Source organism: Clostridium sp. AM25-23AC, from assembly GCF_003435125.1.
GTDB lineage: Bacteria > Bacillota > Clostridia > Lachnospirales > Lachnospiraceae > Pilosibacter > Pilosibacter fragilis.
This window is the reverse complement of sequence record NZ_QWGI01000036.1, coordinates 259-24,138: the sequence shown is the minus strand read 5'-3', so window position 1 is coordinate 24,138 and position 23,880 is coordinate 259. Positions and strand designations below refer to the sequence as shown.

The 23,880-nt window shown below is 51.7% G+C and carries 27 protein-coding genes and 1 pseudogene; 2 read left to right on the top strand and 26 right to left on the bottom strand.

Going from position 1 to position 23,880, the window contains the following annotated elements:
- Positions 1–165: 165 nt before the first annotated feature.
- The 4 genes from DW677_RS15850 to DW677_RS15835 all read right to left on the bottom strand — a co-directional run bounded on the left by DW677_RS15850 (position 166) and on the right by DW677_RS15835 (position 4,078).
- Positions 166–576, bottom strand: a complete 411-nt coding sequence (locus DW677_RS15850) for a sigma-70 family RNA polymerase sigma factor (protein ID WP_117465015.1) — start codon at positions 574–576, stop codon at positions 166–168.
- Positions 577–1,006: 430 nt separating this feature from the next.
- Positions 1,007–1,879 (bottom strand): hypothetical protein, encoded by an 873-nt coding sequence (locus DW677_RS15845; protein WP_226818873.1) that lies wholly within the window; start codon positions 1,877–1,879, stop codon positions 1,007–1,009.
- Positions 1,880–2,010: 131 nt separating this feature from the next.
- Positions 2,011–3,423 (bottom strand): HAMP domain-containing sensor histidine kinase, encoded by a 1,413-nt coding sequence (locus tag DW677_RS15840; protein ID WP_117567782.1) that lies wholly within the window; start codon positions 3,421–3,423, stop codon positions 2,011–2,013.
- Positions 3,407–4,078, bottom strand: coding sequence for a response regulator transcription factor (locus tag DW677_RS15835; protein WP_117567781.1), 672 nt, complete (start codon positions 4,076–4,078; stop codon positions 3,407–3,409). Before DW677_RS15835 ends, DW677_RS15840 begins: the two co-directional genes overlap by 17 nt.
- A gap of 199 nt (positions 4,079–4,277) precedes the next feature.
- Here DW677_RS15835 and DW677_RS15830 point away from each other — a divergent pair, with 199 nt between their 5' ends.
- The gene (locus DW677_RS15830) at positions 4,278–4,634 is read left to right on the top strand and encodes a helix-turn-helix transcriptional regulator (protein WP_025579572.1); all 357 of its coding nucleotides are present in this window, start codon (positions 4,278–4,280) and stop codon (positions 4,632–4,634) included.
- A gap of 205 nt (positions 4,635–4,839) precedes the next feature.
- Here DW677_RS15830 and DW677_RS15825 read toward each other — a convergent pair whose 3' ends face one another.
- The 19 genes and pseudogenes from DW677_RS15825 to DW677_RS15745 form a co-directional block, all read right to left on the bottom strand.
- Positions 4,840–6,186 (bottom strand): relaxase/mobilization nuclease domain-containing protein, encoded by a 1,347-nt coding sequence (locus tag DW677_RS15825; RefSeq protein WP_181968384.1) that lies wholly within the window; start codon positions 6,184–6,186, stop codon positions 4,840–4,842.
- 158 nt (positions 6,187–6,344) lie between these two features.
- Positions 6,345–6,692 carry a plasmid mobilization relaxosome protein MobC gene (locus tag DW677_RS15820; RefSeq protein ID WP_117567779.1) on the bottom strand — a complete coding sequence of 116 codons (348 nt, stop codon included), beginning with the start codon at positions 6,690–6,692 and terminating at the stop codon, positions 6,345–6,347.
- Positions 6,689–6,853: a hypothetical protein gene (locus DW677_RS18430; RefSeq protein WP_181968383.1), complete on the bottom strand. Its 165-nt coding sequence runs from the start codon at positions 6,851–6,853 to the stop codon at positions 6,689–6,691. The genes DW677_RS15820 and DW677_RS18430 overlap by 4 nt, the downstream gene beginning before the upstream one ends.
- Positions 6,854–6,865: 12 nt before the next feature.
- The gene (locus tag DW677_RS15815; protein WP_117567778.1) at positions 6,866–7,450 is read right to left on the bottom strand and encodes a hypothetical protein; all 585 of its coding nucleotides are present in this window, start codon (positions 7,448–7,450) and stop codon (positions 6,866–6,868) included.
- 13 nt (positions 7,451–7,463) lie between these two features.
- Positions 7,464–8,423 carry a hypothetical protein gene (locus tag DW677_RS15810; protein WP_117567777.1) on the bottom strand — a complete coding sequence of 320 codons (960 nt, stop codon included), beginning with the start codon at positions 8,421–8,423 and terminating at the stop codon, positions 7,464–7,466.
- Positions 8,424–8,602: 179 nt separating this feature from the next.
- Positions 8,603–8,956, bottom strand: a complete 354-nt coding sequence (locus DW677_RS15805; protein ID WP_117567776.1) for a cysteine-rich VLP domain-containing protein — start codon at positions 8,954–8,956, stop codon at positions 8,603–8,605.
- A 4-nt stretch (positions 8,957–8,960) separates the two neighbouring features.
- Positions 8,961–9,137: a hypothetical protein gene (locus DW677_RS18425; protein WP_014080211.1), complete on the bottom strand. Its 177-nt coding sequence runs from the start codon at positions 9,135–9,137 to the stop codon at positions 8,961–8,963.
- On the bottom strand, positions 9,134–9,883 hold the full coding sequence (locus tag DW677_RS15800; RefSeq protein ID WP_117567775.1) for a DUF4366 domain-containing protein: 750 nt from the start codon (positions 9,881–9,883) through the stop codon (positions 9,134–9,136). Before DW677_RS15800 ends, DW677_RS18425 begins: the two co-directional genes overlap by 4 nt.
- A gap of 2 nt (positions 9,884–9,885) precedes the next feature.
- Positions 9,886–10,137, bottom strand: coding sequence for a DUF4315 family protein (locus tag DW677_RS15795; protein ID WP_015563850.1), 252 nt, complete (start codon positions 10,135–10,137; stop codon positions 9,886–9,888).
- Between the two features lie 14 nt (positions 10,138–10,151).
- Positions 10,152–11,870 (bottom strand): C40 family peptidase, encoded by a 1,719-nt coding sequence (locus tag DW677_RS15790; protein ID WP_117567774.1) that lies wholly within the window; start codon positions 11,868–11,870, stop codon positions 10,152–10,154.
- Positions 11,851–14,121 (bottom strand): VirB4-like conjugal transfer ATPase, CD1110 family, encoded by a 2,271-nt coding sequence (locus DW677_RS15785; RefSeq protein ID WP_003020346.1) that lies wholly within the window; start codon positions 14,119–14,121, stop codon positions 11,851–11,853. Before DW677_RS15785 ends, DW677_RS15790 begins: the two co-directional genes overlap by 20 nt.
- A 46-nt stretch (positions 14,122–14,167) precedes the next feature.
- Positions 14,168–14,557 carry a PrgI family protein gene (locus tag DW677_RS15780; protein WP_015563852.1) on the bottom strand — a complete coding sequence of 130 codons (390 nt, stop codon included), beginning with the start codon at positions 14,555–14,557 and terminating at the stop codon, positions 14,168–14,170.
- A 3-nt stretch (positions 14,558–14,560) separates the two neighbouring features.
- Complete coding sequence (locus DW677_RS15775; protein WP_117567773.1) at positions 14,561–15,115, bottom strand: MT-A70 family methyltransferase; 555 nt, start codon at positions 15,113–15,115, stop codon at positions 14,561–14,563.
- Between the two features lie 17 nt (positions 15,116–15,132).
- Positions 15,133–15,912: a site-specific DNA-methyltransferase gene (locus tag DW677_RS15770; RefSeq protein ID WP_021738873.1), complete on the bottom strand. Its 780-nt coding sequence runs from the start codon at positions 15,910–15,912 to the stop codon at positions 15,133–15,135.
- The gene (locus DW677_RS15765; protein ID WP_117567772.1) at positions 15,902–16,633 is read right to left on the bottom strand and encodes a septation protein SpoVG family protein; all 732 of its coding nucleotides are present in this window, start codon (positions 16,631–16,633) and stop codon (positions 15,902–15,904) included. Before DW677_RS15765 ends, DW677_RS15770 begins: the two co-directional genes overlap by 11 nt.
- A gap of 15 nt (positions 16,634–16,648) precedes the next feature.
- The gene (locus tag DW677_RS15760; RefSeq protein WP_117567771.1) at positions 16,649–17,515 is read right to left on the bottom strand and encodes a VirB6/TrbL-like conjugal transfer protein, CD1112 family; all 867 of its coding nucleotides are present in this window, start codon (positions 17,513–17,515) and stop codon (positions 16,649–16,651) included.
- An 11-nt stretch (positions 17,516–17,526) separates the two neighbouring features.
- Positions 17,527–17,607: pseudogene (locus DW677_RS15755) on the bottom strand (Maff2 family protein); the annotation flags it as partial.
- Positions 17,608–17,697: 90 nt separating this feature from the next.
- A complete protein-coding gene (locus tag DW677_RS15750) occupies positions 17,698–19,368 on the bottom strand; it encodes a recombinase family protein (protein ID WP_117567770.1) in 1,671 nt (556 codons plus the stop codon).
- A complete protein-coding gene (locus DW677_RS15745; protein WP_004612761.1) occupies positions 19,369–19,566 on the bottom strand; it encodes a hypothetical protein in 198 nt (65 codons plus the stop codon).
- On the opposite strand from DW677_RS15745, the gene DW677_RS19215 reads away from it, so the two are divergent.
- Positions 19,540–19,779, top strand: a complete 240-nt coding sequence (locus tag DW677_RS19215; protein ID WP_021682886.1) for a hypothetical protein — start codon at positions 19,540–19,542, stop codon at positions 19,777–19,779. The two genes, DW677_RS15745 and DW677_RS19215, sit on opposite strands and share 27 nt — an antisense overlap.
- A gap of 28 nt (positions 19,780–19,807) precedes the next feature.
- Here the strand turns inward: DW677_RS19215 and DW677_RS15735 are convergent, their stop codons facing one another.
- The 3 genes from DW677_RS15735 to mobQ form a co-directional block, all read right to left on the bottom strand.
- Entirely contained in the window at positions 19,808–21,145 is a 1,338-nt protein-coding gene (locus DW677_RS15735) for a virulence-associated E family protein (protein WP_117567769.1), read from the bottom strand.
- Positions 21,114–21,758, bottom strand: a complete 645-nt coding sequence (locus tag DW677_RS15730; RefSeq protein WP_117567768.1) for a CHC2 zinc finger domain-containing protein — start codon at positions 21,756–21,758, stop codon at positions 21,114–21,116. Before DW677_RS15730 ends, DW677_RS15735 begins: the two co-directional genes overlap by 32 nt.
- Positions 21,759–21,823: 65 nt before the next feature.
- Entirely contained in the window at positions 21,824–23,404 is a 1,581-nt protein-coding gene (gene mobQ, locus DW677_RS15725) for a MobQ family relaxase (RefSeq protein ID WP_117567767.1), read from the bottom strand.
- Positions 23,405–23,880: the final 476 nt, after the last annotated feature.

The following is a 23,880-nucleotide window of genomic DNA, read 5'->3' as shown; positions in this document are numbered from 1 at the left end:
TGGTGTTGTTCGCTCGTTCTTCCGAAGAAAAAGTCACAGCGCACCCGCCACCCGGCTCCCCGGACTATGCCCGGGGTCGCCGCTGTTTATCTGCGAAAAGAAGAATATCCCCTTTCATAAACCGAGACATTTTTTCATCATTTCCAAGTGGGGAAAATGAAAAAATCAAAAAGTTTTTTTCATACGCTCAAGGCCACGCTTGATCGACTGGCGGACAGACTCCTCATGTACGCCCTCGGCCTCGGCAATTTCCTTGATGCTCTTTCCAAGAATGATGTGGGCATCAATCCTGCGGCCCTGGATCTCCGGTAAAGAGTTGAGTGCGTTCCACAGACGGATGAACAGCTCCATGCGCTCCAGAAGCTCCTGGGGCGTTGGCTCATGCAGGCAGGCGGAATATTCGATCCCGTCATCGCAGTCCAGAGAATACTGCGCCTTATGCCGGGAGAGCCGCCGCTGGTAGGCCATTTCGTGCCGGGCATCGGACACAAACACTTCGGCTACCTCGTCAGAAACCTCAATAAACTGATCCTGTGTGTACCAATAATAAAAATCCTTCAGATTGATTGTAGTCATAAATAAACCTCCGTTTCGGTGTTGGGTGGATGAGTGACCGAAACGGGGCTCGGTGGGGAGCGGCATCCCGGGGAGCCGCCCCGCACCTCGGGACAATTTGTCTCGAAGTACAAAAAAGCGCCCGCACAGCAAGACGCTATGCAGACGCATGAAATTACATTATCATAATTGTACTGATATATTGTACCTTCATAGTCAGACTGTCCCGGAGGGGGAGCTACGCTTTTTTTAGCTGGTGAAGGTCATGGGAATTGTGAGAAAGTAAGATGGACACGGCGACACCCTCCTATGGGCCGCCGTGGGGTTACTGAATATCCAAAGAGAAACGGCGGCTCTGAAAATTGAGCCGCCGTTTCAAATAGGCGTATTGATAGGCTGCTGTACGACGGCTTTTTTTCTTTTGCCGTCGTGCGGCAGTTAAATGCTTTGTTTAGTTATGGCTTGCATTACCTATGGATTGGTTTCCAGATATTCCGGCCTGTGTATGCTCGTCAAACTCCTCTTGACTGTATTTCTCGATGCCAGTTAATGTTCCGTGATGTTCGCTGTTCAAGTGGCCGTAATCACGAACGGTATAAATGTCTATTGTACCAACACCACTTCCAAGCGTTCTCATTTCGCCTCGGAATTTTCCGCTGGTGAGACTTTCACCATTAGAAGTGAGAACATCCCGGAAATAGCGGACTTCCTCACCATTGAAATACCACTGATCTTTTTCGGCATCATAGGTTACTCCAAATGCCTCATACTCTGCAACGAGCTTTGCAGTTTCGCTATCTTCAAGCGGCGTTCCTGCCATAGCAACGGATGTGCTGTTTTTCAACGCCTCAATATCCCGTGCGTCAAATTCCTGCTGGGTAAACTCTTTTAAGCCAATCAGCTTACCCGCCGGATCAACGGAGCCGTCAGCCGCTTTTGAAAAGCTCTCTAAATCCCGTACAGCATACACATCTACTGTGCCGTTTTCATTTAGAAAATCAATACCGGCGGTTTCATTGTTACCGATGGGATAATAGTCCTCAAACCATCGAACCAAATTCCCGTTATAGGTAAGTTCATCTTTGACCGCATCATAGGTCATCCCATATTGTTCATAAGGTGCAAACATTTTTTCTTTGTCTGCGGCGGAAAGTGCCGAGCTATCCTCGCTGTTTCCAAGCGCCTCAGAGCTGCCAAGAGGTTGACTGATTTCTTCCTTGATAACGGGATTACCTTGTTCCTGGCTGTTCTGTGGTGTCGTGCTGCATCCAGCCAAACAGCCTAATAAGAGCATAGACGCAGCGCATAATGCCATTCTTCTCATAGTGTTTACCAATCCTTTCTTTGAATGTACCCCAAGTATAGCAAAGCATTTTGGGATACCTTTGGGATTAGTTTGTGATTTATGTGTAGTTAAAAAAAGCGGCAGGTTGTTCACCTGCCGTTGATTGTCCGCTAAATCGTGAAGAAGAATTTAACACCGTTTTCTGTGTTGCAAGCCTCACAATAGCTGTTATGTTGTTGTAAAATTCTTTGAACCATATAAAGCCCTAAGCCGCTACCGCCTGTTCTTCTACTGCGGGATTGCTCCATACGATAAAAAGCGTCAAACAATTTGGGAATATCATCTTCTGGTATATGTGTACCTGTGTTCTCTACGGAGAACAAAAAGCGTCCGTTGGTATTTTGCAAAATAATATCAACGCTTGCTCCATGCGGCGAATACTTTACAGCATTTGAAATCAAATTGGAGAACACCTTTTCAATCAGCAATTTGTTCCCGTTTATAAAAGCGGGAGACTGTATAGCAAGATGTATTTGCAGTTCTTTTGTTGCCACTAAATCATCAATCTCCCTCAAATAGCCATGTATCATGGGAGCGCAATCAAAATGCTCCATTTTGAAATCAACATTGGTTTCCAGCCTTGAAATCGTTAATATTTCCTGCACCATCGTTTCAAGCGTAGCCGCAACTTCCAAGGATCGGGCAAGATACTTTTCGTGGTCTTTATATGCCCCTATACCCAATAGCATCCCCTCTAATTGACCCTTGATAATGGTGATAGGGGTTTTCAGTTCATGGGAAGCGGAAGAAAAGAAATCCTGTTGTGCCCGTTCCAGCGCCTTTTGATGTTCAATATCCTTTTGGAGCTGGAGATTTGCACTTTGCAACTCCTCCAAGGTAGCAGATAGTTTCCGGGACAGCGTATTCAAGCTATTCTCCAGTACACCCAGCTCGTCAGAACGGCGTTCCTCAAGTTGCCATTCCAGCCGCATATCAGACATTTCTTTAGAAATCCGACTGATTTTTAATACCGGGTTTGTAATGATACGAGAATACCCCCAAGCAGTTGCCAATGATACAAGGAGAATAACGCAAAACAAAATCGGTAATACACTTACAAATGATTGCCGCAGTTCTGCGATTTGAGAGGCTTCTCCATAAACTGTTAAAATATATTGGCTATTATCATCTGCAAATGAGAAGTAATAGCTGTTGGATATAATTGGCACACTTTCATAAGATGTTCCGCCAAGAGCCTCCCCGGTGATCCCATCGTTAAAGTCATTTTGGTTAGACGGTGTTTCCATTAGAACACCATCAGCAGTATAAAGCTCCACCATGCTAATCGTTGTGTTTTGAAGAAACTGGTCAAAAAGTCCGCCGCTATCCTGCATACGGATATGTTCTAATTCATAAATAAAGTCGCTGGCCTGTTCATCTAATGCCGCATTGAGATTGTTAGAATAGGTTTGAGGCATATACCAAGCCAAAACGCCATAGACAAGAAAGCTCACGCAGAGCAAAACTGCCACAGTCAGAATAAAGACTTTAGCAAACAGACTGCCTTTAATTCTCTTTATCAACTTTATATCCCACCCCTCTGATTGTTTGAATGAAATCTATTCCCAATTTTTTTCGTAGATTTTTGATATGGGTATCAACAACACGCTCGTCCCCATAAAAATCATATCGCCACAGCTTATCCAACAAGTTCTGCCGGGTCAATATCCGGCCCTGATGGGTCAGCAGTTCCCGCAGTATTTCAAATTCCTTTTGTGTCAGTTCAAAATTAGTTCCGTCCACTGTGGCGGTGTAGCCGTCACAGTTCAAACGCAAATTGCCATAAGTAATGATTTGATACTTTTCATCTGTTCCCCGGTTACTGCGCCGAAGTACAGCCGCAATTTTGCGGAGCAGGACAGGCATAGAAAACGGTTTTGTAATGTAGTCATCCACCTGCAAATCCAATCCTTTAATCTGATCTTCTTCTCCGCTTAATGCGGTTAGCATGATGATAGGAACATCAGATTGTTTGCGTATCAATTCACAGACACCGTAACCGTCAATTTTGGGGAGCATAATGTCCAACACAATCAAGTCATATCGTTCTCCCGCAAATAAAGATAGTGCCTCGACACCATCATTTGCAACAGCTACTTCATATCCTGCTTCTTGTAAAAAATTCTGTAAAAGTTCTTGAATATCAAAATCGTCCTCAACGACTAAAATCCTTTGCATAATAACACCTCCAAAGATAGCGTATCATAGATTTTTGTGATTAAAGTGTAGTTTTCAAATTTTCTTTCTGTTATTATACCTTGTCCGTGTAACATCGGCAACCTTGCCGACGGGCAATAAAATACTACTAAAACATAAAATCGTGTTTCGTTCTCATAGTCAAACCCGAAATGTAAAATAATATAGGGGTGATATGAGAATGTACCAAGACACCAGACGGCTTGACTTCCACGCATTAGGTCGGGAGATCAAGCGCAAGAGAGAGGCGAAAGGCTGGACACAGGAATACCTTGCACAGCTCGTAGACCGTACCCCTCGTTCCATCATGTATTTTGAGAACCGGGGCCAGCATCCCAGCCTGAACACCTTTTACCAAATCGTCACCCTGTTGGATATTTCCGTAGACCAGTTCTTTTATCCTGACAGGCAGAACGGCGAAAGCGACTGCCGCCAGCATATTGACAGGCTGCTCAATACAATGGACGAAAAGGAATTGACGGTCATGGAGGCTACAGCAGAGGGACTACAAAAAGCCAGAGAAACGGAGGTCAAGTAAAGAGGGCCTTCGTTTTTCTCGTTTTTAGGGGGCTTTTCGGGGGTGCCGCTAAATGGCAAGCAATTCGGGTGTGGCCACACTCCGAAATTTTTGCAGGGCGCAGGGCCCGCAAAAATGCTTGTTGGGGAGCTCCCCAAACCCGCTGTACTTCGGGACAAATTGTCCCAAAGTCCCGGTGCGCTGCACCGTAGTCTGCGGCCCGTCACTATCGTTCCTGGGCCTTATTTTCACGCTCGTCTGTTATGCCGAGCAGATGATCAATGTTCGCTTTTATTGCCACGGCCTCCCGCATTTGCCGCTGGGCCTCCCGATATTCTGCATAAAGCTCTTTTTTCTGTCCTGCCAGCTCACGGCGGGATTTTTTTAGTGCCTCAATCTTAGGGAGCTTTTCGCCGTTCAGTATGGTGTTCATGGTATCCTTTGCCGCCCGATAAGTGGCAAGCTCTGCTTCATGCTGGGCCAGATACTTTTTGCTGTACCGCGCAGCCTTGTACCCATCGAACACCGGGCGGGTCTTGGCATAGTCCACCGTGGCAGCCATCAGCTCCGAGGTTTTGGAAAGAGCCTCCTCCGCTGTACGGAGCTCGTCAGACATCTTGTGAAAGTGATCCACCGCAGCCTCGGTGCTGGCCGTCAGCGCCGCATAGTCTGTCAGATGATGCTCATGCAAATACTGGAGTGCAGCCGCCATCTGCTTTAAGTTGTAGACCTTGGCCCATCGTTCATAGGCTGGGCCCTTGCCCTGGGCCATACGCTCTTGAATGTCGATGATGAGATTAACTCGCCGTGGCGGAACCGTGGGCTCCTCTGGCAGCTCAGGGAGCGGACGTTCCCCGGCAATTACCGCCTTGATGTCCTCCGGGTCAAATCCGACTCCAAGTGTGGAAGCCCGGAGCCGGGTCGGTTTTTCCTGCCCGGGCGCAAGGAATGAGATGACACCGCCGCGTCCCTGTTTCACCGAAAAGCCGGACTCCTCCATGAGACGAAGAAAGTCGGCAAAGTCTGTGGGCTTTTTCTCCAAAGCCGCGAGAATAGCCAGCCGTACCCGCTGCTTGGCAGAGGGCGGCTTTTCCCCAATCCACTGGCCATAATGGAGATACCGGCCCTTGCTGTGCTGTTTGGGATTTTGGATTACGGAGAGGTCATGCTCAATGCACACCCGGTCAGAGAGCCGCCGCAGGGCAAAAGATGAACCGATGAAATTATGAAATTTCCGGGAGCGATCAAAGGCCGTCGCATTGAAATAAATGTGATTGTGGATATGGGCCTTGTCGGTATGCGTACAGACGAAGAACTGATACTTTCCCTTTGTCCAGCGCATCGCCGTTTCATAACCGATACGGTTTGCTTCTTCCGCCGTAACCTCCCCGGGCAGGAACGCCTGCCGGATCTGAAAGAACAGGGCCCCGTGAGATACGGCCCGGCCTGTCTCTGCAAGGTATTGACTTTTTACCAGAAGAAACTCGGCGGGAGCCGTGTTCGGATCGCAAAGATAGGAAGATACGGCTCCCAGCTTTTCCGGGTTCAGGCCATAGGTGAAACGATCCTCCATCGTTTGAATTGCACTTTTTCCCGCCGCTGTTTTATAAGGGCGGATGTAAGTGGTCGCCGTAGAAATCCCTCCTTCCGGCAAATAGTATTTTTACTTTGGGACACTTTGTCCCGAAGTAGAAAAAACCGGGGAGCGGTATCAACCACTCCCCGGACGGGTCAGAGCTCTACCAGCGCGGAGAGCTGTTTCAAGAGATCAGACAGCGGCCCCCACAACGCGGCATAGTCCCGCTGTAAGGCTGCGAGTTCTTCGGGATAAATCGCGCCGTAGGTGTTGGCTTGAATTGCCACTTGGTTCAGATTGTTGGAGCAGCGCCGCTGGAGCGAAACCAGCTCACGAACAGGCGAAAGGTCAACATGAAGCACATACCCACTCAGGGCCATTTTCCGCATATAGGCTCCCATATTACGGATGCCAGCCTCCGCCATACGTTCTTGAATCAGGGCCTGTTCCGCCTCCGACACCATCACATGAAGATGAATCGGACGGCGGCGGTTCTTTGTCATCGTTCCTCACGCTCCCGGCTGCGGCAGGCGCGGGGCGGCTCCTTTACCTTATCCAGCGGCTTTTCCTGTTCGTCTGCCGGAATGGGGCGCGGCAAATGAAATTCACGGTGCAGGCGCAGCGCCTCCAGTACAGACAAATCCTGTTCACGTTTCTTTTCCATATACGCACCTCCTTATCTATCGTCACGGTCAGGCTGCCTGCGCTGGGGAGCCGGAGCCTCCGGGCCGCGATCTGCCTCCGCCAACTTTGCCGCGTTTTTCATCTGCTCGGCAATCGGACGGGGCCTGTCGGGATTATCAGGCGCAGGACGCAGCTCATAGTCGGATGCCTGTTTTTCTGTCAGGGGGCGGGTATAGGTAAGATAACCCCAAGCCAAGAACGAGCCATTTTCCACCGGGACGCGCTGATCGTAATTGAAAATTTCATCCGGCTTGTTATAGGGCGGCTTCGGGAATGTCCCGATGTCCACAGGCCGCTGGGTCGAATAATACTTGTAAAGACCGGGAGCCTCGGTCTGCCTGATCCCCACGTTATAAATACGCTGATAGTCCTGCACCCGGTCTGTAAAATCCTGTTCCATCGCGGTGCGGTCATTTCCATAGTGACCCCATTCGTACTGCCGCAGGCCGTCTTTGTCATCATAGCAGGCCCATGTGACATAGCGGGATGGCGCGGTGGGATGTTCGCCCAATGCAAATCCACGTCCATTTTCCAGCATAACAGCCTTCAGAATCGAATAGCCTTGATTTTTGTCCATAGTACACCTCCCATCATCGAGACATTTCTTTGTTTTCTCTTTTCACAAACGGCTGGAGCTGATAGGGGCTTGTACCGTCCTCGGGCCGCAGAAAGTCTATCCGGGCCGCAGCACGGATAGCGTTCTGGTTAAGCTGGCGCTGCCATGCCCCTTGGCTGGGAGCCCACTTAAAGCCGTTGCTTTTCAGTTCCTGCCGCTGATCGGCATCGGGCTTTTCCTCGAAAATAAGCTGCAAACGGTTTTCAGCCTCGTTGATTTTTGCCTCGCCTCCGGGGAATGTCCAGCCTGCAAACTCGGAGCGGTTGCTCAGTTCCTCAATTCGCTGGCGTACACGGCGGATGTTGGCGTTGTTGTTGGAAAGCAGATAGGCGGGATACGGCTTGCTTTTGTCCAAGTGCCATGACTGCGCCATATCTGCTTTGAGCTTTTCTGCCTGCTCCGGCGTAAGCTCCGGGCAGCCATCCAGCGTTTTGTGTTTCCGAAAATACGCATTGATTGCCTCCATGGTGGCCTGCTGGGACTCCAGCCCCTCCAGCTTTTTTGTCAGCTTTTCCACGGCCAGATCATCGTCTGCGCTGATCCCGCCCATACCAACAGAGCGGATTTTCTCAAGCAGCTTTGAAATCTCCGCATACTCTCCATAGTTGCGATCCCGGGCGGCGTTCTGCTTGTGCTTTTTTGCCACAGGGAAATTACCGCCCCCGGAGATCAGAATAGAGGGCACCCGGGCATCAATCACATTGCGTTCATTCAGATTTTCCGCAAGTTTCCGGGCATAGCGATCCACCAGAGCGTCAATCTTATCGTGGTACATGGGATCGACACGGGCTTTCTGGCGTTCCGCCGCTGCATACGCTTCATCGACCATTGCCTGGTAGCCCGCCGTAGCGGAGCCCGGCTGATAGTCGGAAAAGCTGTTCATATCTTTTGCCCGCTTTGCGGCTTCTTCGTTGATCGGATAATATTTCGGCATAGTACCTCCTTCCACAAAAGCCGGAACTTTGGGACAAATTGTCCCAAAGCCCCGGCAGCTAAAATGTTGACAGCATCTCACGGAAACAGGGGCGGACGTAGAAACATACGCCTCCCGCAGAAAAGGGCCTTAAAAAGCCTTGTCACAGGCGGGTTTGGGGTGTCCTAATTGTCAACACATCAGCCCCGCTTTTTTCGCATATATTCCCGCTGCTGTCTGCGGTGTGCCGCCTTTGCACAGGCCGCCGAACAATAGGTTTGCCGTCCATCAGGAACCACGGCTCTGCCGCATACCGGGCAAGCCTTGAAATCCGGCCTTGACCCCTCTGCCAGCAGCGCAGCCTCCAGCGCCGGATCAAGGGGCAGAACTGCCTCGCGGAAGTAGCGGCAATAAGCCCCCGCCCAGCATTTTCCAAACATATAGCACTCGCAATCCAGCGGCAGGCAGCCGCAGTCCCGGTCATAGTTGGCACACCATTTTGACACCAGCCTGCGGATTGCCGCTTTTTCTGTCCGGGTCAGTTCTCGGCCCACAGCATCACCTCCCGTTGCCCGGTGGTTTGAGCTGCTCCCGGTAGCAGAACACGCAGCCAATCCCGCGCCAGTAAGGGCAGCCGTCACAACGGGAGCCCTTCGGCGGCAGGCTGGGCGGCACACCCTTAAAGTAGCTTTTTTCTTTCATAAATCCCTCATAGGGGTTGTTGGTAAATCTCATTCATTATCCTCGCTTTCGGTATCGTCCTCGTCCCAAGGCGGCCCATCGTCCTCGGGATCGTCATAATCAGCCAGTTCCTCACTGTAATCCTCTTCGGGTACAGCAGCTTTTTCATGCTTCGGGCGGTAGATTTTGAAGTACCAGCCTGCACCGCCGCCCAGAACAGCCACTGCCAAGATCAGCAGAAGCGTCCCGGTATTACTTTTCTGCTGGGGCTCGGGTTCCGGCTCCTCCGCAGGTTCCGTCACCGGGGCGGGTTCGGGAGCTGTGCCAGCACACTCGGTCATGTTGACCGCGCAGACCTCGCAATCCGTATGGATGGCTCCGGGCGCACATTTTTCTGTGCAGGAGCAGGCCGGAAGCTCTCCGCCAGCGGCCTCCAGTGCCGCCAGCAGATCGGCTTCATCCACCATGTTCAGAAAGTAGGTGTGATACTGTTCGCCGTCCTCGTCCACGGGCTTGTCATAGTCAATGACAATGTAAAAGGTGCTGCCGCCGTTGGTTTCCACCGTGATGTACTGTTTATTGGTTGCGGCATCGTAGAGCAGATCGCGGGTCACAAGGTTTCCATCCTCCGAAAAGCCCTCGCCCGGGGTAATGGTAGGCGCTGGCTCCGGGGCCGGAGTTTCTTCCACAACAGGCGGTTCCTCATTCCCGCCGTCCGAATAGGCATAGGCCGGGATTGCAAAGCCGCATAAAAGAACGGCGGAGCAAAGCCCCGCCGCCAACATACGAAAGTGTTTCATATTCAGTTTTCCTCCTTTTCTTCTTCGGACTTCGGGACACTTTGTCCCAAAGTACCTCCGTCCTTCAGCTTTTCAAACAGCAGCGGGAGCTCCGTAAGGGAAATGCTCATACCGCGCACAATGTCCACGATCTCGCTGTTTTCCGCCTCCAGCTTTTTCTGCTCCAGCTCCTTGAGCCGGGCCTGCTGTTCACTGATTTTGGCCTTGACCTTATCAATCTCGGCCTGAATTTTCATGCTTTTGGTAGTTGCCATTTCAAAACCTCCTGTCACGGTAAACGCCCATAGGCGTAAAAATGAGATTGCCAGTAGCTTGTATTCAAATTTGCGTAGCCGATGGGATCTCCGCAATGCAGCATTTTTCCATCACCGACATAAATCCCGCAATGGCTCACGCCCGGCGTGTCATAGGTGCCTTTGAAGAACACCAGATCACCGGGTTTGGGAGAACTGGTCGGCGTACAGATGTTATAGAGCCCCTGGGCTCCCAGCCTGCCCACATTCCAGCCGGAGTGATTGATAACCCACGAAACGTACCCCGAGCAATCAAAGGAAGTGGCGGGAGAACTGCCGCCCCACACATAGGGATAGCCGATGTATTTCTGCGCTTCGGCAAGCATCGCGGCAAAGGTTTCATCGTCCAGATATTCTCCGGGCACTTCGTAATCACCGGGTTTCCCGGTAATGTACTTGTTCACATAGGGAGAATCCGGGAACAGATCGGGGCGGTTTCCCAGCGTTGCCATATAGATGGCATACCGTGAAAGCTGCTCCTCGCCCATGACATATACGGGCACATGGGACAAATCAAAATTTTCCAGCGTGACCGTACAGATGTAATAATCGTAAGGCACCTGATAGGTGTCCGTATGGGAGTTGCCGTCCTCGTCCGTCCATGTGTCGGTTTCCGTGCGATACCGGGTTTCCACCACTACATCCTCCGTGAGAATGTACTGGCGGTCAAACAGCATTTGCAGCGTTCCCTGTAACTCGTCTATTGTCCATTGCCCCTCATGGAGCGCACACAAAAGAGAAAGCAGCACATAGGGGTCATGTTCGATTTCATCCAGATCGAAGTGGTATTCGTCGTAGTCATGGGTGCTTTCATAGGTGTCCAGATAATGCTGCAAATCATCTTCCAGCGCACAGTAGGCAGCTTCGGCGGCCAGCATATCCCGATCCTCGCAAGGATAGGTGCTGGCCCCTAATGCACCGGCCCCGGCGTTCCCCAGCATAAGCATGGTAGAGGAACAGGACTGCATAGCAAACAGGAGTAACACACAGAGCACCGCAATCACGGCACCTGCGGGATGACTTTTGACAAATTCCACTGCCCGGGCAGTCAGGCGTTCTGTGGCTGTGGCAGTTTTCCCAGCCGCAGCCGCGCTCTGCTTTGCAGCCTCCTTTGCCTGCTTGCGGTATTGCCTGCGGTGCCGTTGCTTCTGCCAGTAGCGGGTAAGGGCATTTTTCGTCAGCTCCGGGTGCTCCTGTGCGGCGGTGTGAAAATGGTAGTCCGCCGTGTACTTGGTATAGCGGGCCTCGGCCTTGCGTACCACTTTTGCCGGATGTTCCCGGACTTTACGGCGCACAAAGCGAGAGCCATGCCGTAGCGCGGTTTCTCCCACAAGCTCAGAACGGTGTGCGCCTTCTGTGCCGACATTTTCCTGTTCCACTTCAAAAATCTTGCCATGCACGAAGCTGTGAACGGAACCACTGGCAACACGGCCTATGCGTTTTACCGGGCCAGGCTTTTTCGGCGGCTTTTGCTTTGCCAGCTTCTCCCGGGCCTGTTCCAGTTTTTCGCCTTGGGACTCCATGTGGAGCTTTGCCGCCGCAGCCTGTTCCTGCTGGCTCTTTTTGCGGAACTTGGACTTCGGGACACTTTGTCCCGAAGTGTCGGAAGCCTCCGGCCCGGGCTGTTCCCCGTCAGGGGCGTGGGCGGTCTGCGACCAAGCCTCCTCCTTGGTCTTATTCGTTTTTCGTTTCATTCTTCATATCCTCCGGGCGGGTAGTCAGCAGGTCATAGATTTCTCCGCGAGGGAACCGATCCACAAACGGAATGGTTACATTTCCATAGAACAACAGCCCCTCACCGGAATTGCTGTGTGTGATATAGGAAAGCTGATGCTCAGAAATACCGAGCTGTTTTGCCAGAATGGTACGGTCACTCTGCGCCTGCGAAAGCAGAATCATAAAATCCGTGTTGTCCAGAATGTTCTCGATTTCCCGGCTGGCCAAAAGATCTTTGACGTTCTGCGTCAAAGCAGACGGCACACATCCTTTTTTACGCAGCATTTTCCAGACCGCTACAAAGTAGCTGGCTGTCAGCGGATCGCGGAGCAGAATATGAAACTCGTCAAAGTAGCACCAAGTCGCCGCACCCTCGTGGAAGTTCTGATCCACCGCCTGCGAAACAAACTCATTTGTGATGTGCATTGCAATCTTTCTAAGGTTTTCGCCCATGTTTTTCAGAACGATGCACACCACACGGCTGTCCGTCTTGACGTTGGTAGGATGGTTAAAGAGATTGAGGGAGCCTGTGCAATAAAGCTCTAAGGCAGTTGCCACGCGCCGGGCTTCGGGCTCCGGCTGGCGTAAGAGCTCTTCGTACAAATCCTGCAACAGCGGTGTTTTTGCAGTTTCCAGTCCGAGCGCCTGTTCCCGGTACACCAAACGCACACAGCGGTCAATGACCGTCTTTTCAATGGGCTGCAAGCCTTCCTTGCCGCCGACCACCAGCTCGCACAGGGATAAAAGAAAATCCGCCTTCATGGAAAGCGGGCTTTCTCCGGCAGCCATATTGAGCTCCACATCCATCGGATTGAGGTGGTGCGGGCTGTCCGGGGCAATCTCGATCACCTGGCCGCCCAGCCTTCGCACCAGCGGAGCGTATTCGCCCATCGGGTCAACCACGATGATCCGATCCTGCGGGATGGTGAGAAACACATTCAAGAGCTCGCGCTTTGCGGCAAAGCTCTTGCCGGAGCCCGTAGAGCCCAAATACATCCCGTTTGCCGATTTCAGCTTTTTGCGGTCAGCCATGATGACATTGTGAGAAAGTGCGTTCATGCCATAGTAGAGGGCCTGCCCAGCCATGCGGAGCTCCCTTGTCATAAAAGGAATAAAGATGGCTGTGGAGCTGGTGGTCATACCGCGCTGGATTTCTACCTCGTTGTAACCAAGGGCCAACGAGGAAACAAAGCCCTGTTCCTGTTGCCAGTCCAGACGGCGCAGAGCGCAGTTGTATTTCTGCGCGATACCGCCCACGGTAAACACATCGTTTTCCAGCCGCTGGCGGTTAGGAGCAAGGTTTACCACCGTAAAGGTCAGCAGAAACATTCGCTCATTGCGGGATTGCAAATCAGCCAGAAGCTCCGCTGCGTCCTTGCTGAATGTGATCAGGTCAGGGGGAAGAATATCCGGGTCATAGCCGGAGCGCACAGCCTTTCTCTGTTCCTCTACTTTCATTTTTCCGATGTCCGAGATTTTCCCCTTGATGGTCTTGATTGCCTTGAGCTGATCCACGGTCTGAATGTGCATGGTCACAGTCATTTCTGCATCCAGCTCCAAGATTTCCGCCAGCAGCTTATCCGAAAGCTCTGATGCCATAATCTGCAAGTAGGACACCGCGCCCCAATACTGGCCGATACGGAATGTTCGGGACTGGCGGAAGTCGAGACTGTCCGGGGCAATAAAGTCTTTTGTGCCGAGCCCGGTCTGCGGGATGTCTTTCCACGAAAAGCGGAACGCCTCGCGGCTCCCCGGATGCATCTGGCTATGAAGCAGCGCAAGGCGGGCCCGCCCGTCCATAGGCTCCGAGGGAACGCCCAGCCGCTTAAAGTTTCCCATGACATCAGCCTCCACACGCTCCAGACGGGGCCGTGCCTCCGCAATCCCCTCGGCGGGTATGCCAAAGGTGATGTATTTTGAGCGTTCAATGCCGTTATTGCTTTTGGCAATCTGATTTTTCAGCATCCCGGTAAACTCGTCCCGGACGCTGTTATAGTTGTCATCCGCTTTCGGGATATTGACCTGATAGCGGCTGCGGGAATGAGAACGGCGGTTGATAAAGGAAAGCTGGAACGGCAGCGAACTGTCAAAGTAGTTGAGGAATGAGCTCCATCCGCTGAATATGGCGGTCTGATCCTCGGTGGATGCCACGGAGTAATTGATGTCCTCATATTCCACGGTTTTTGTATAGAGCCCGCCCGGGAGCTTGCACACACCGTCCGGGTGCATGGACAGATACGGGATTGTCTGCTGAGCAGACAGGGTCGCCCGGCCTTTACCCTTGGCGGCGGCTCCGTTTTTCTTCTTTGTGTTTTTCAATCACATCCTCCTTTCCAGCGCCCGGCCCGGCAAAGGGCGCATAAATGTTTTCGGTTCGGTAGGCCCTGATCCCCGGCCTTAGAAACTTGGCCCGGATGATGTTTCGCACAACCTTTTCAAAGGGCAAGCCGTCCTTTTCATACATCGCCAGCAGGAACGCCGGGAGCATAATTCCCAGCATGAGAAACATCGCCCCGGTATTGCCGAGGGTGCCACGGGTCAGCAAATAGGCCGGAATCCCCACCGCGCCCGCGCTGCCGAAGCAGACAAGCTGGCGTTTGGTGAGGTTGAAAGCCATCTTTGTTTTGATTTTGGATAAATCGTTTGGTACGTTTACATAGGGCATAGATCACACTCCTTTCTGCACTTCGGGACAATGTGTCCCAAAGTCCGGGATGGTTGGCGTTACTTCATTTCCCCATACAACCCAACCGGGCGGGGTCTGCCTGGCAAAGAGCTCCACGCGGGGCAGATCGCCCATCAGGGAAATAATTTTGTCGCGGGCCTCGTCCGGCTTTTTGCTGTGGGCCTCAATCGGGGAAACGATAAATTGATGGATGTTGGCAGCCTGCCGCTTCGGGTGGCTCTTGGTTGCCAGCAGGCAAATTTCTGCATTGCCTCTTGTCCAGAAGCCAAGGCCGTAAAACCAGCTATCCGCCTTCTTGTTCTTTTTCAGCCAGACAAAAGCAACGGATTTATAGTTGAAGCCCCAAGCCTCGATCAGCCGGAGCGCCTCCGGGAGCTGCGGGAAAGTGGCCCATAAAAAGAGTGCGCTGTCCGGGGCTGCAAGATCAGCCACAGGCAACGCACATAACTCCTCAATGCTCATAGTGGGATAATGGTTTTCCGCCGCGCCCTGTACTTTCTTAGCCGAGTAGCGCCAAGGGGGATCGGCGTAAATGATAGAATACTGCTGGATAATTACACTCCTTTCTCGCCAGAACTTTTTACTGCCTGCGCCGCACGAATACGCTCACTGGCTGCGGCATAAAAGGCCGGGGCCGTTTCAAAGCATACAAAGCGACGTTCTGTGTTGATAGCTGCAATCGCGGTTGTGCCGGAGCCCGCGCAAATGTCCGCGACCAATTCGCCGGGGCGGGTATAGGTGCGGATCAGATACTCACAAAGCTCCACGGGCTTCTGTGTGGGATGGATGCCGCCGGACACCGTAGGCACAAAAAGCACATTTCCGGGATAGCGGCGGCCATCGTTGGACTCTGAGCCCTGCCGTTCAAATTTCCCATAGTTAGAGCTTGTACCGCTTCGGGAATGAACACGGGTATATGGCTTGCCGTAAGTAAACTGTGGATTGTAGACCGGGGACTTTTGGTAAAACACCAAGATGTTCTCGGACTTCTTCAGTGGAGCCCGGTTTGCATTGAGAAAGCCCGTTCCGCGCTCTTTGTACCAAATCCACTCATAGCGGAGCATGGCGAGGTTGGATGCGCCCAGCACCTTGTCAAAGGGGCACTGTGCGAAAAACAGCACTGCGCCATTCGGCTTGACCGCCCATTTCACCGCCTCCCACAGCTCCGGGAGCGGCAGGGGCACATCCCAATAATTCCGGGTTGTGCCGTAAGGCGGATCAGTCAACAGCATATCCACGCTATGTTTGGGTAGGGAGCGCAGGCCCTCAATGCCATCCATGAGAAACAAGCCCTCCTTCGGGACACTTTGTCCCAAAGTGCGGCTATCGGTCATTACGGGCCTCCTTTGCCTTGGCAGGCGCAGGCCGGGCAGCGTTTTCTTTTCCCGCTTGCTTTGCAGCCTCGGCCATCTGCTCCTTGATCGGGGCAGGCCGTACCGCCTGGGCCCGTGCAACAAGCTGTTCCACCGCCGCATGATACGCCTCCACACCAGCCGCGTTAATCCGTTCCTGTGTGGCTCGGTCAGGAATCCGAACCGTAGCCCGGTATCCCGTCCGGCTGGCAGGATCAGGTTTAGAGGGAGCGCCGAGGAAAATCCCGTTTTTCCCGTCCACAACCTTAAAATCGTCGATGACCACACCGCCAAAATTGACGCTGGCGAAGCCGATCAGTTTTCCCTGCGGCTCAATCGGGCGGACAGATACCGTGATCGGAACAACCGCCTCCTGCAAGACAGCATCTGTCCGCATTTTTACTGCCTCATCAATGCTAACGCCCTTGACTTCTGCAAGCTCCGCGATGGGAGCATCAAACAGCCAGCGCCGTTCCTCCGCAGCAATCTGCTCCGGGGTCAGCAATACATCGTCTTTCTTACTCAGATAAAATTCCTCCTTTCCGCTTGCCGGAGCAGGCTGGGCGGGGTCGTCCATCAACTCTTTTCTTTGCAGGACGGCCTCTGTTTCCGCCATAAAGCGGTAAGCGTCTGCCTCAGTAAACTCCTCCGGCGTTTTTCCATTCCATAAGTGCGTTCCGTCTGCCCCGTATCTTCTCGGCATAAGCACCACCTCCTGTTAATGAGCGCCAAAGATACGCTGGGCAATGCTCCCGGTCTTAAAGAGCATGAAGCAAAGCAGAACCGTGTAGCCCACAGTTCCCCAAATTGCCCCAATGGGATCGCCGCCTGTTGCGATGCTTTGAATGAGCACCGCGTAAATTGCAACACATACAAGGATCAGCAGCCCTTGAAAGCCCACGGCAAACAGGGACTTGATGTAGTTCTGCCCGGTGCCACCAAGCTCCCGGTTGGAAAGCGTAGCAACGGGGATGGGGGCCAGACTGGTCAGCAGATAGATTTCCAGCATCCTGCCATACACCAAAACGAAAATGATAATTCCCATCGCCTTCATCGTGAAGCCAATGAGCGCAGACTGCAGCCACAGCCCCAAAAGCGGCCCCAAGTCCATCGCCTCCAGCGAGGTTTCCAGTTCAGCAAGCATATCCGCCGAAACATCGGTAGAGCCTTGAATGAGCCCGCCTGCCTGCGCGATGACGCTCTGCGAGACATCGAACACGGCCATGACGATATTGAATGTGTTTGACAGGATCAGGATTGCACAGGCTGTTTTGAACATCCATTTATAGAGGTTCGCAACGTCAACCTCGTGCATATTGTTCTTTTCCAAAAGCATCTGTATGAGCTCATAAGTGGCAACAAAGGTCAGCACCATTCCGGCAATCGGCAGGATCACCGTTTCGGAAAGCTGTCGGATCAGGGAGAAAACCCCGGCGTGCCACGCCGCCGGGGTAGTCCCTACCTGTGCCGCAATCTCTCCGACTTGGGTATTGACGGTATCAAAAAGCCCTTCGAGGTTTCCCATGATCCCGCCAATCAGAAGCTCTTTGAGCCAGTTTGTGAGCCAGTCGGTGAGAAAATCCATAAGCGCCTACCTTAAAACAGGCCAGACAGTAGAGGGATCAGTGTGGTGCCAATGACGATGATGCCGCCGCCCGCCATGAGCTGTTTTATCCCCAATTAGGTGTAAAACTCTGCTCGATGGCGGGCGGCGGCGTACAAAAAATCTATATGGTGTTTTTAAGAGAATCGTCCCGGTAGGACAGGTCAGGCAGTGACCTGTTCCACCTCTGGGATGGGTTTGAGATTAAAATGAATTTCGATAGAAATGTGTCTTGTTTTATCTTCGTCAATGCGCTCATGCACGACGATTTCTTTGATTAAGCGGTTAAGGGTGGCTGCGTCCAGCTCTGTGATGTTGGCATATTCCTGAATGGCTTCCACCCATTGTTTTGCGTCATTGGCAAGCTGGGCTTCATCGGACAGCCGCTTCCTGCCCTCGGACACTTTTGCTTTAAGCTCCGTCTGCTCGGTCTGTGTCTTTTCCAGCATGGTGTTGAAATTCTGCTCACTGATACGCCCTGCAATCATATCCTCATAAAGCCGCATGACCATTTTATCCAGAACCTCAATCCGTTCCTCGTCCCTTGTAAGGGAGCGTTCCATTGCTTCCCGCTGTTCCCGCTGCTCGGCTTCACAGGTATTAGTCAGGCGGTCGGCAACCGCTTTCCCGTCCATCAGGGCAGCTCTGGCACATTCCCGGATTTTTCGCAGCACATGGCTGTAAAGGGTGTCATAGTCAATCCGGTGCTGGGTGCAGTGGTTCTTTCCAAAGGCATTGTAGGTCTTGCAGGAATAAATCTGCTGGGGATGTTTTGCGTTTGTATAGCGTATCGTCAGCGACTTCCCACACTCGCCGCATTTTATCAGTCCGGCAAACAGGCTGATTTCATTGGTCTGCCCCGGACGCTGGCGGGATTTCAGCTTGTTCTGCACAATGTCAAAGCTCATGCGGTCAATCAGCGGTTCATGCTGTCCCTCCACTACAATCCAGTCCTCCGGCTTCTTTTCCCCAATCGTGCCGATTTTGAAACGGTAGTCTTTTTTCTGGGAAGCAATCGCCCCGGTGTAAACGGGATTCATCAAAAGGTCTTTGATAACGGAGAAGTCCCACATATACCGTCCGTTTTCCGGGTCTTTCTTTTCCCATTTGGTTCGGGTATTGCGAAGCCCCCGTTCCCGGTTCCACCATGTGGGGCAGGGGATTTTTTCTTCCTCCAGCCGTCTGCGGATATAGTTCGGACCATGACCGTTTAGGGCATATCCGAAAATCAGCCGCACAATCGGGGCGGTTTCCTCGTCAATGAGCAGATGGTTTTTGTCCTCCGGGTCTTTCCGATACCCAAACGGGGCAAGACACCCGGTAAACTGTCCTTTCTGCGCTTTCAGAAGATAAGAGGAATGGACTTTCTTGGAAATATCCTTGCTGTACATCTCGTTCAGGATATTCTTGAACGGGGCAATATCGTTGTTATCCCGCAGGGTGTCGATACCGTCATTCATGGCGATATAGCGGACACCATTTCTTGGGAAAAAGTCCTCAATCAAATGCCCGGTTTGCAGATAGTTACGCCCCAGTCGGCTGAGGTCTTTCGTGATGACAAGGTTGATTTGCCTGCGCTCAATGGCTCTCAACATTCTCTGTAAATCAGGACGCTCCATATTAAGACCTGTGAAGCCATCGTCCTGATAGACTGCCACAACCTCCCATCCCTGCTTTTCGCAGTATTTTTCCAGCATATCACGCTGGTTTGCGATACTGGCACTTTCGCCTTGCAGGTCATCGTCCTTTGACAGTCTGCAATAGACCGCTGCACGATAACCCCTGGCAAGTGCCGAACCTATTGTTCTGTATTCCATTTCATTCATCATAGCCATTTACCCACACAATCCAGACGGTATCTGGCTCTTTTGAACTTCATCTTCATTATACTTCAAATCTTTCTTTTTAGCAAGATATTCTTTCGTATTTGTCTTTCCGTATTTCTGGGAAATCAGGCTGACGAACACATCGGTTGCGTCCAGCTCCCCGTCAAATACAGTGGTCACATGAATCTCTGTTTTGTTTTTTGCCATAGGCAGTTATCCTCCATACATGAAAATAGCCAGACAGAGGGTGTCGGCAACGAAGTCCGGCAACGGGCTTCAAAAGACCTTGCAAACAATCTCAATCTGGCGATGGTTACTATTTATACTTTTCTTTTATTTTTCTGTTGTTTTGGTTGTTATAAGGGAGAAAAGCCCGGAAATAAGGGGTTTTCCCCGGCAACCGGCTCGGCAACGGGATAGCAACAGAGGGTGCAACGGGCTGTCATTTTCAGAATGGAAGCTCCATCTGTTCTGTGACCTCCACAAAACCGTCCATCGTTTTTTCAGACGGGTTGCCGGAGTCCGTTGCCGGGTTTTCACGCTCCCAGCCCTTTTGTCTGCCATATTCTGAAAACATTCTTGGGTTCGGGAAGTACCGCCAGCCGGAAATGCACTGGTTCATAATCTCGTTGATTTCCCGGATTTCCCATTGCTTCGGTTCGTCAAAGGCATGGTTCAAGGCTTCCTTGTAGAGCTGCTTGGAACAGACCATGCTCCCGGTGTACTTATCAAGATACGCCTGTATCATTCCGGCTTTGGTGTCCTCCGGCATAAAATCCCGCTGGTGTTCTTTGAGATACCGCTGCATGGCGGGGCTGAAAGCCAGCTTGAACCTGCCGCTTCGGTAAATCTCCATCGCTTCTGCCCACATCTGCTCGATATAGGCTCTGGAAGCAGCTTCGTCCTCTAAAATGTGAACCTCGGCTTGCTCCGAGTACACCATGACGGGGATAAAGCGGCGGTTGCCGGAACGGTCAAGGGGCAGGAAGTCAAGGGCATTGGAAGTGCCGCCAAACACGCACTGACGGGGGCGGTCTGCCGGGTGGGTTTCATAGGGTATTTTGTAAACCTCTTTCTGCCGGCTTAAAAATGACTTGATTTCCTCAATGCTCTTGGCGTTGGCGGTTGCCATCATTTCCGACATTTCGATAATCCAGTGACCTTGCAGCTTGCGGTACACATTGTCATCGTCCAGCTTCCGCAAATCATCGGAGAACCACTCGTCCCGGACTGCCAGCAGACGGAAGAAGGTGGACTTGCCAGCCCCCTGACCGCCTACCAGACAGAGCATGATTTCAAACTTGCACCCCGGCTGAAAGGCTCGTGAGATTGCACCCAGCAGGAACAGCTTCAATGCTTCATAGGTGTAATCGTCTGCGTCAGCCCCCAGAAAGTGCCGCAGGCAGAAACGGATTCGTTCCGTCCCGTCCCACACAAGGGTATTGAGATAGTCCCGGATGGGATGGTACTTGTTTTCATTCGCCACAATCCCGATGGCGTTATCAATCTTTTTCTCATTGGTAAGCCCGTAGGTTTCTTCCAGATAAAGAAGCAGATACTTCATGTCCGTATCGTTCAGGGCTGTGCTTTCCCTGTGGAAGCCGATGGGCTTTATGATGTCCTTGCGGTCGGTCAGGATGTTGTATGCGATAGCCCCGGAAAGCAGCGGGTCACGCTGGAATACGGTCAGGCAGTTCCGTATGCTCTGACGGACACCGCCTTTCTCGGTAGTTTCCAGCCCCGCCTTGATTTCCTCAACGCTCTGGGGCGGCTGCATGGCGTTCATGGTGTTTTTTAGTTCTTGCTGCGTCTGCGGCTGCAAGCTCTGCCATTCGCTGTTCAAGCTGTATCACATCCTTTCCGTAGTCCGTAATCAAAGCCGCTTTTTCCTCTGTCTCCCCGAACAGCAGCACATCCAGCAGATATTCCACATGGGCTTGCTTTTGTAAGGCTTCCACAAACCGGGGATGAAAGGCTTCCTCTGGGGAGTGCGGGGCATATTCCGTTCTCCATGCCCGAAGCAGGTGGAGATAATCGGCAAGGATACGGAAGCAGCGGTTCTTTGCTTCCTGAAACTGTTCCTCCGGGGATTTCTGCCGGGGCTTGGGCTTTTTTGCCTTTCCCGGCGGTTTCCAGTCCTCATAGGAAAGCCCAAAGTCATTTGCTAGTTGTACGGCGGCTTCTTTCTTTGCCAGCCCATACAGGGCGGCGGCAAAATCAATCACATCCCCATCCGCACCGCAGCCGAAGCAGTGGTAACGCCGATCCAGCTTCATGCTTGGGGTTTTATCATTATGGAACGGGCAGCAAGCCATCCCGTTCCGACCTACATGGATTCCATAATGCTCCGCAGCCTGTCTTGTTGTGACGGACTGCTTCACAGCTTCAAATACATTCAAATCTATCCCTCCTTGAAAATAAGAAAAGCACCTGACATTCTCTGATTGAAAATGGCAAGTGCCTGTTAAAGTTCCATATCCTGTTGTCTGTGTTTCGCCTGTGCCGGGGCGGTTCTTTGAGCCTTTTTCTCGTCTGCCTTATCCTGCAAGACTTCCTTGATGGGCTGCTTCTTAGGCGGCTCTTTACTTTCCTCTGTGCCGGGTGTGGCTTTCCGTACCCAGTAGCGGATGTCCCGCAGCTTCTTCAAATCCTCCTGTACCTCGGTCAGTGGTACTTTCAACTCTGCGATTTCTTCCAGAAGCGTTTCCTGCTCCTCTTGCAGCTCCTTTTGGGTACTGTCCTTATCATCTGGGTGCTTGGCAAGGTAGGCGGCGGCTTTTTCATACCGGGCAACCTCCGAGTGTTCCTGTTTGAATTTCTCCTTTGTTTTCTTAAAAAATATCTTCTGGTACTTCTCATAGACAGGCTTACATTCCTTGCAGTCTGTCCGGCTGGCAAGAATCCCGTCAATCACTTTGCTTCGGGCTTCCTTTGGCTTCATCTGATTGCGGTAATCTGCGGCTGATTTCCCGGAAGATTCCAGAAATACTTCTAAGTCCTCCACAGTAGAAAGCCCCTTTTGACGGAGATAGGACAGGGCTTCGCTGACTGCCTTTAAGTCCTGTGAAGTCCCCCGGTTCTGTCCAGCCCTTGTCCAGTCCTTCCGTTCTTCCTTTCGTATCTCCATATACTTCATCAGCAGATTGGGAAGAAGTGTCGCTTCCTCCGCCGCCTTTTGTGCAAGCAGTTCTTTTCGTTTTTCTCCCAGCTCGGTAATCCAGCCTTTGAGGTTTTGAATGAGCTGCCGGATAGACTTCATCAGGCGGTTGGCGGCTCTGATGTCCCGGTTCAGGTTTCCGATATTCGTCTGGATACCACGCTTTTCCATCTGCCGGACAGCAGCCCCCTCATGGACAGTGGGGACAATATCAAGCCCCTGTCTGGCATAGGAACGCAAGTCCACACGCTCCGGACGGTCATTGGCTTCCAGATAGCGGTTCTGGATGACCTCCCATTCATGCCGCCAGATTTCGCAATACTTCTGGTCGTTCCAATCCACCGTATCCTCCTTGTGGCTTTTCCATCTGCCGGACGGAAGTTTTATCCGTTCCCCGTTTTCGTCAAGGTCATAAACCTTGCGGCTCTTGGGAAGCCATTTTCCATGTTCGTCCATTTCCCTCATAGTCAGCAGGACATGGGCGTGGGGATTGTGTCCCGGCGGATGGGGGTCATGGATTGCAAAATCAGCAATCATGCCTTTGGAAACAAACTGCTGCTCACAAAACTCCCGGACAAGGACAGCATACTGGTCGGGTGGTATCTCTCTTGGAATGGTAAGCACCCACCGCCTTGCAAGCTGGGAGTTCCATTGCTTTTCCACCGCTTCGGCGGCGTTCCATAAGGTATTGCGGTCTGCATACGACCGTGGGGCGTTTGCCGGGAGCAGAATTTCATTGTGGACAATACCACGCTTTTCCGGGTAGTGCTTCACTTGCTGGTCGTATTCACAGAACAGCTTTTCGCCGCTTTGGTAAGCAGCGGCGGCAACCGCAGACTGTCGCTGGCTGCGCTGAACAATCGTGATTTCGTTGTGTGGGCAGGGCATTTCGTGTCCCTCCTTTCGGTAATTGGTGGATGGGGTGGCGTTTTACCACCTCATTTTGGCAGAAAAAAAGCAGGAGACCTTTTTCAGATTTCCTGCTCGGTGTGCCGCTGTGAAGGCGGCGGATATTTAGCTGTAAAAGTTCGGGACAAGTTGACCCGATGTGTGGGTGGCAAACTTGAATTTTACGATTTTTTGTTTTTCAAAAAGTCAATAGTTCTTTTCACGATAAATACGATACATATCAAACCTACAATCCCACAAACAATAGAGTCCTTTAAGTCTGCAAATCCTCCTGTGTACTGCATTGCATAATAATAAACCGTCCATATCAGTATCAATACGAACACACTAATACTTAACCAATAAGACTTTTTCTTCATCTAATTTTCCTCACATTGAACTTCCGATTAGTCGTTGACTTCATTATACTTTATTCGACCGTCAAAGTATAGAGAGATTTTGTAAAACTTGTCGGC

Coding starts and splice junctions, on each gene's coding strand:
- DW677_RS15850 (WP_117465015.1), bottom strand. CDS start 576: ATGACTACAATCAATCTGAAGGATTTTTATTATTGGTACACACAGGAT.
- DW677_RS15845 (WP_226818873.1), bottom strand. CDS start 1,879: ATGAGAAGAATGGCATTATGCGCTGCGTCTATGCTCTTATTAGGCTGT.
- DW677_RS15835 (WP_117567781.1), bottom strand. CDS start 4,078: ATGCAAAGGATTTTAGTCGTTGAGGACGATTTTGATATTCAAGAACTT.
- DW677_RS15830 (WP_025579572.1), top strand. CDS start 4,278: ATGTACCAAGACACCAGACGGCTTGACTTCCACGCATTAGGTCGGGAG.
- DW677_RS15825 (WP_181968384.1), bottom strand. CDS start 6,186: ATGGAGGATCGTTTCACCTATGGCCTGAACCCGGAAAAGCTGGGAGCC.
- DW677_RS15820 (WP_117567779.1), bottom strand. CDS start 6,692: ATGACAAAGAACCGCCGCCGTCCGATTCATCTTCATGTGATGGTGTCG.
- DW677_RS18430 (WP_181968383.1), bottom strand. CDS start 6,853: ATGGAAAAGAAACGTGAACAGGATTTGTCTGTACTGGAGGCGCTGCGC.
- DW677_RS15815 (WP_117567778.1), bottom strand. CDS start 7,450: ATGGACAAAAATCAAGGCTATTCGATTCTGAAGGCTGTTATGCTGGAA.
- DW677_RS15810 (WP_117567777.1), bottom strand. CDS start 8,423: ATGCCGAAATATTATCCGATCAACGAAGAAGCCGCAAAGCGGGCAAAA.
- DW677_RS18425 (WP_014080211.1), bottom strand. CDS start 9,137: ATGAGATTTACCAACAACCCCTATGAGGGATTTATGAAAGAAAAAAGC.
- DW677_RS15800 (WP_117567775.1), bottom strand. CDS start 9,883: ATGAAACACTTTCGTATGTTGGCGGCGGGGCTTTGCTCCGCCGTTCTT.
- DW677_RS15795 (WP_015563850.1), bottom strand. CDS start 10,137: ATGGCAACTACCAAAAGCATGAAAATTCAGGCCGAGATTGATAAGGTC.
- DW677_RS15790 (WP_117567774.1), bottom strand. CDS start 11,870: ATGAAACGAAAAACGAATAAGACCAAGGAGGAGGCTTGGTCGCAGACC.
- DW677_RS15785 (WP_003020346.1), bottom strand. CDS start 14,121: ATGCACCCGGACGGTGTGTGCAAGCTCCCGGGCGGGCTCTATACAAAA.
- DW677_RS15780 (WP_015563852.1), bottom strand. CDS start 14,557: ATGCCCTATGTAAACGTACCAAACGATTTATCCAAAATCAAAACAAAG.
- DW677_RS15770 (WP_021738873.1), bottom strand. CDS start 15,912: ATGACCGATAGCCGCACTTTGGGACAAAGTGTCCCGAAGGAGGGCTTG.
- DW677_RS15765 (WP_117567772.1), bottom strand. CDS start 16,633: ATGCCGAGAAGATACGGGGCAGACGGAACGCACTTATGGAATGGAAAA.
- DW677_RS15760 (WP_117567771.1), bottom strand. CDS start 17,515: ATGGATTTTCTCACCGACTGGCTCACAAACTGGCTCAAAGAGCTTCTG.
- DW677_RS15750 (WP_117567770.1), bottom strand. CDS start 19,368: ATGGCTATGATGAATGAAATGGAATACAGAACAATAGGTTCGGCACTT.
- DW677_RS19215 (WP_021682886.1), top strand. CDS start 19,540: ATGAATCTCTGTTTTGTTTTTTGCCATAGGCAGTTATCCTCCATACAT.
- DW677_RS15745 (WP_004612761.1), bottom strand. CDS start 19,566: ATGGCAAAAAACAAAACAGAGATTCATGTGACCACTGTATTTGACGGG.
- DW677_RS15735 (WP_117567769.1), bottom strand. CDS start 21,145: ATGAACGCCATGCAGCCGCCCCAGAGCGTTGAGGAAATCAAGGCGGGG.
- mobQ (WP_117567767.1), bottom strand. CDS start 23,404: ATGCCCTGCCCACACAACGAAATCACGATTGTTCAGCGCAGCCAGCGA.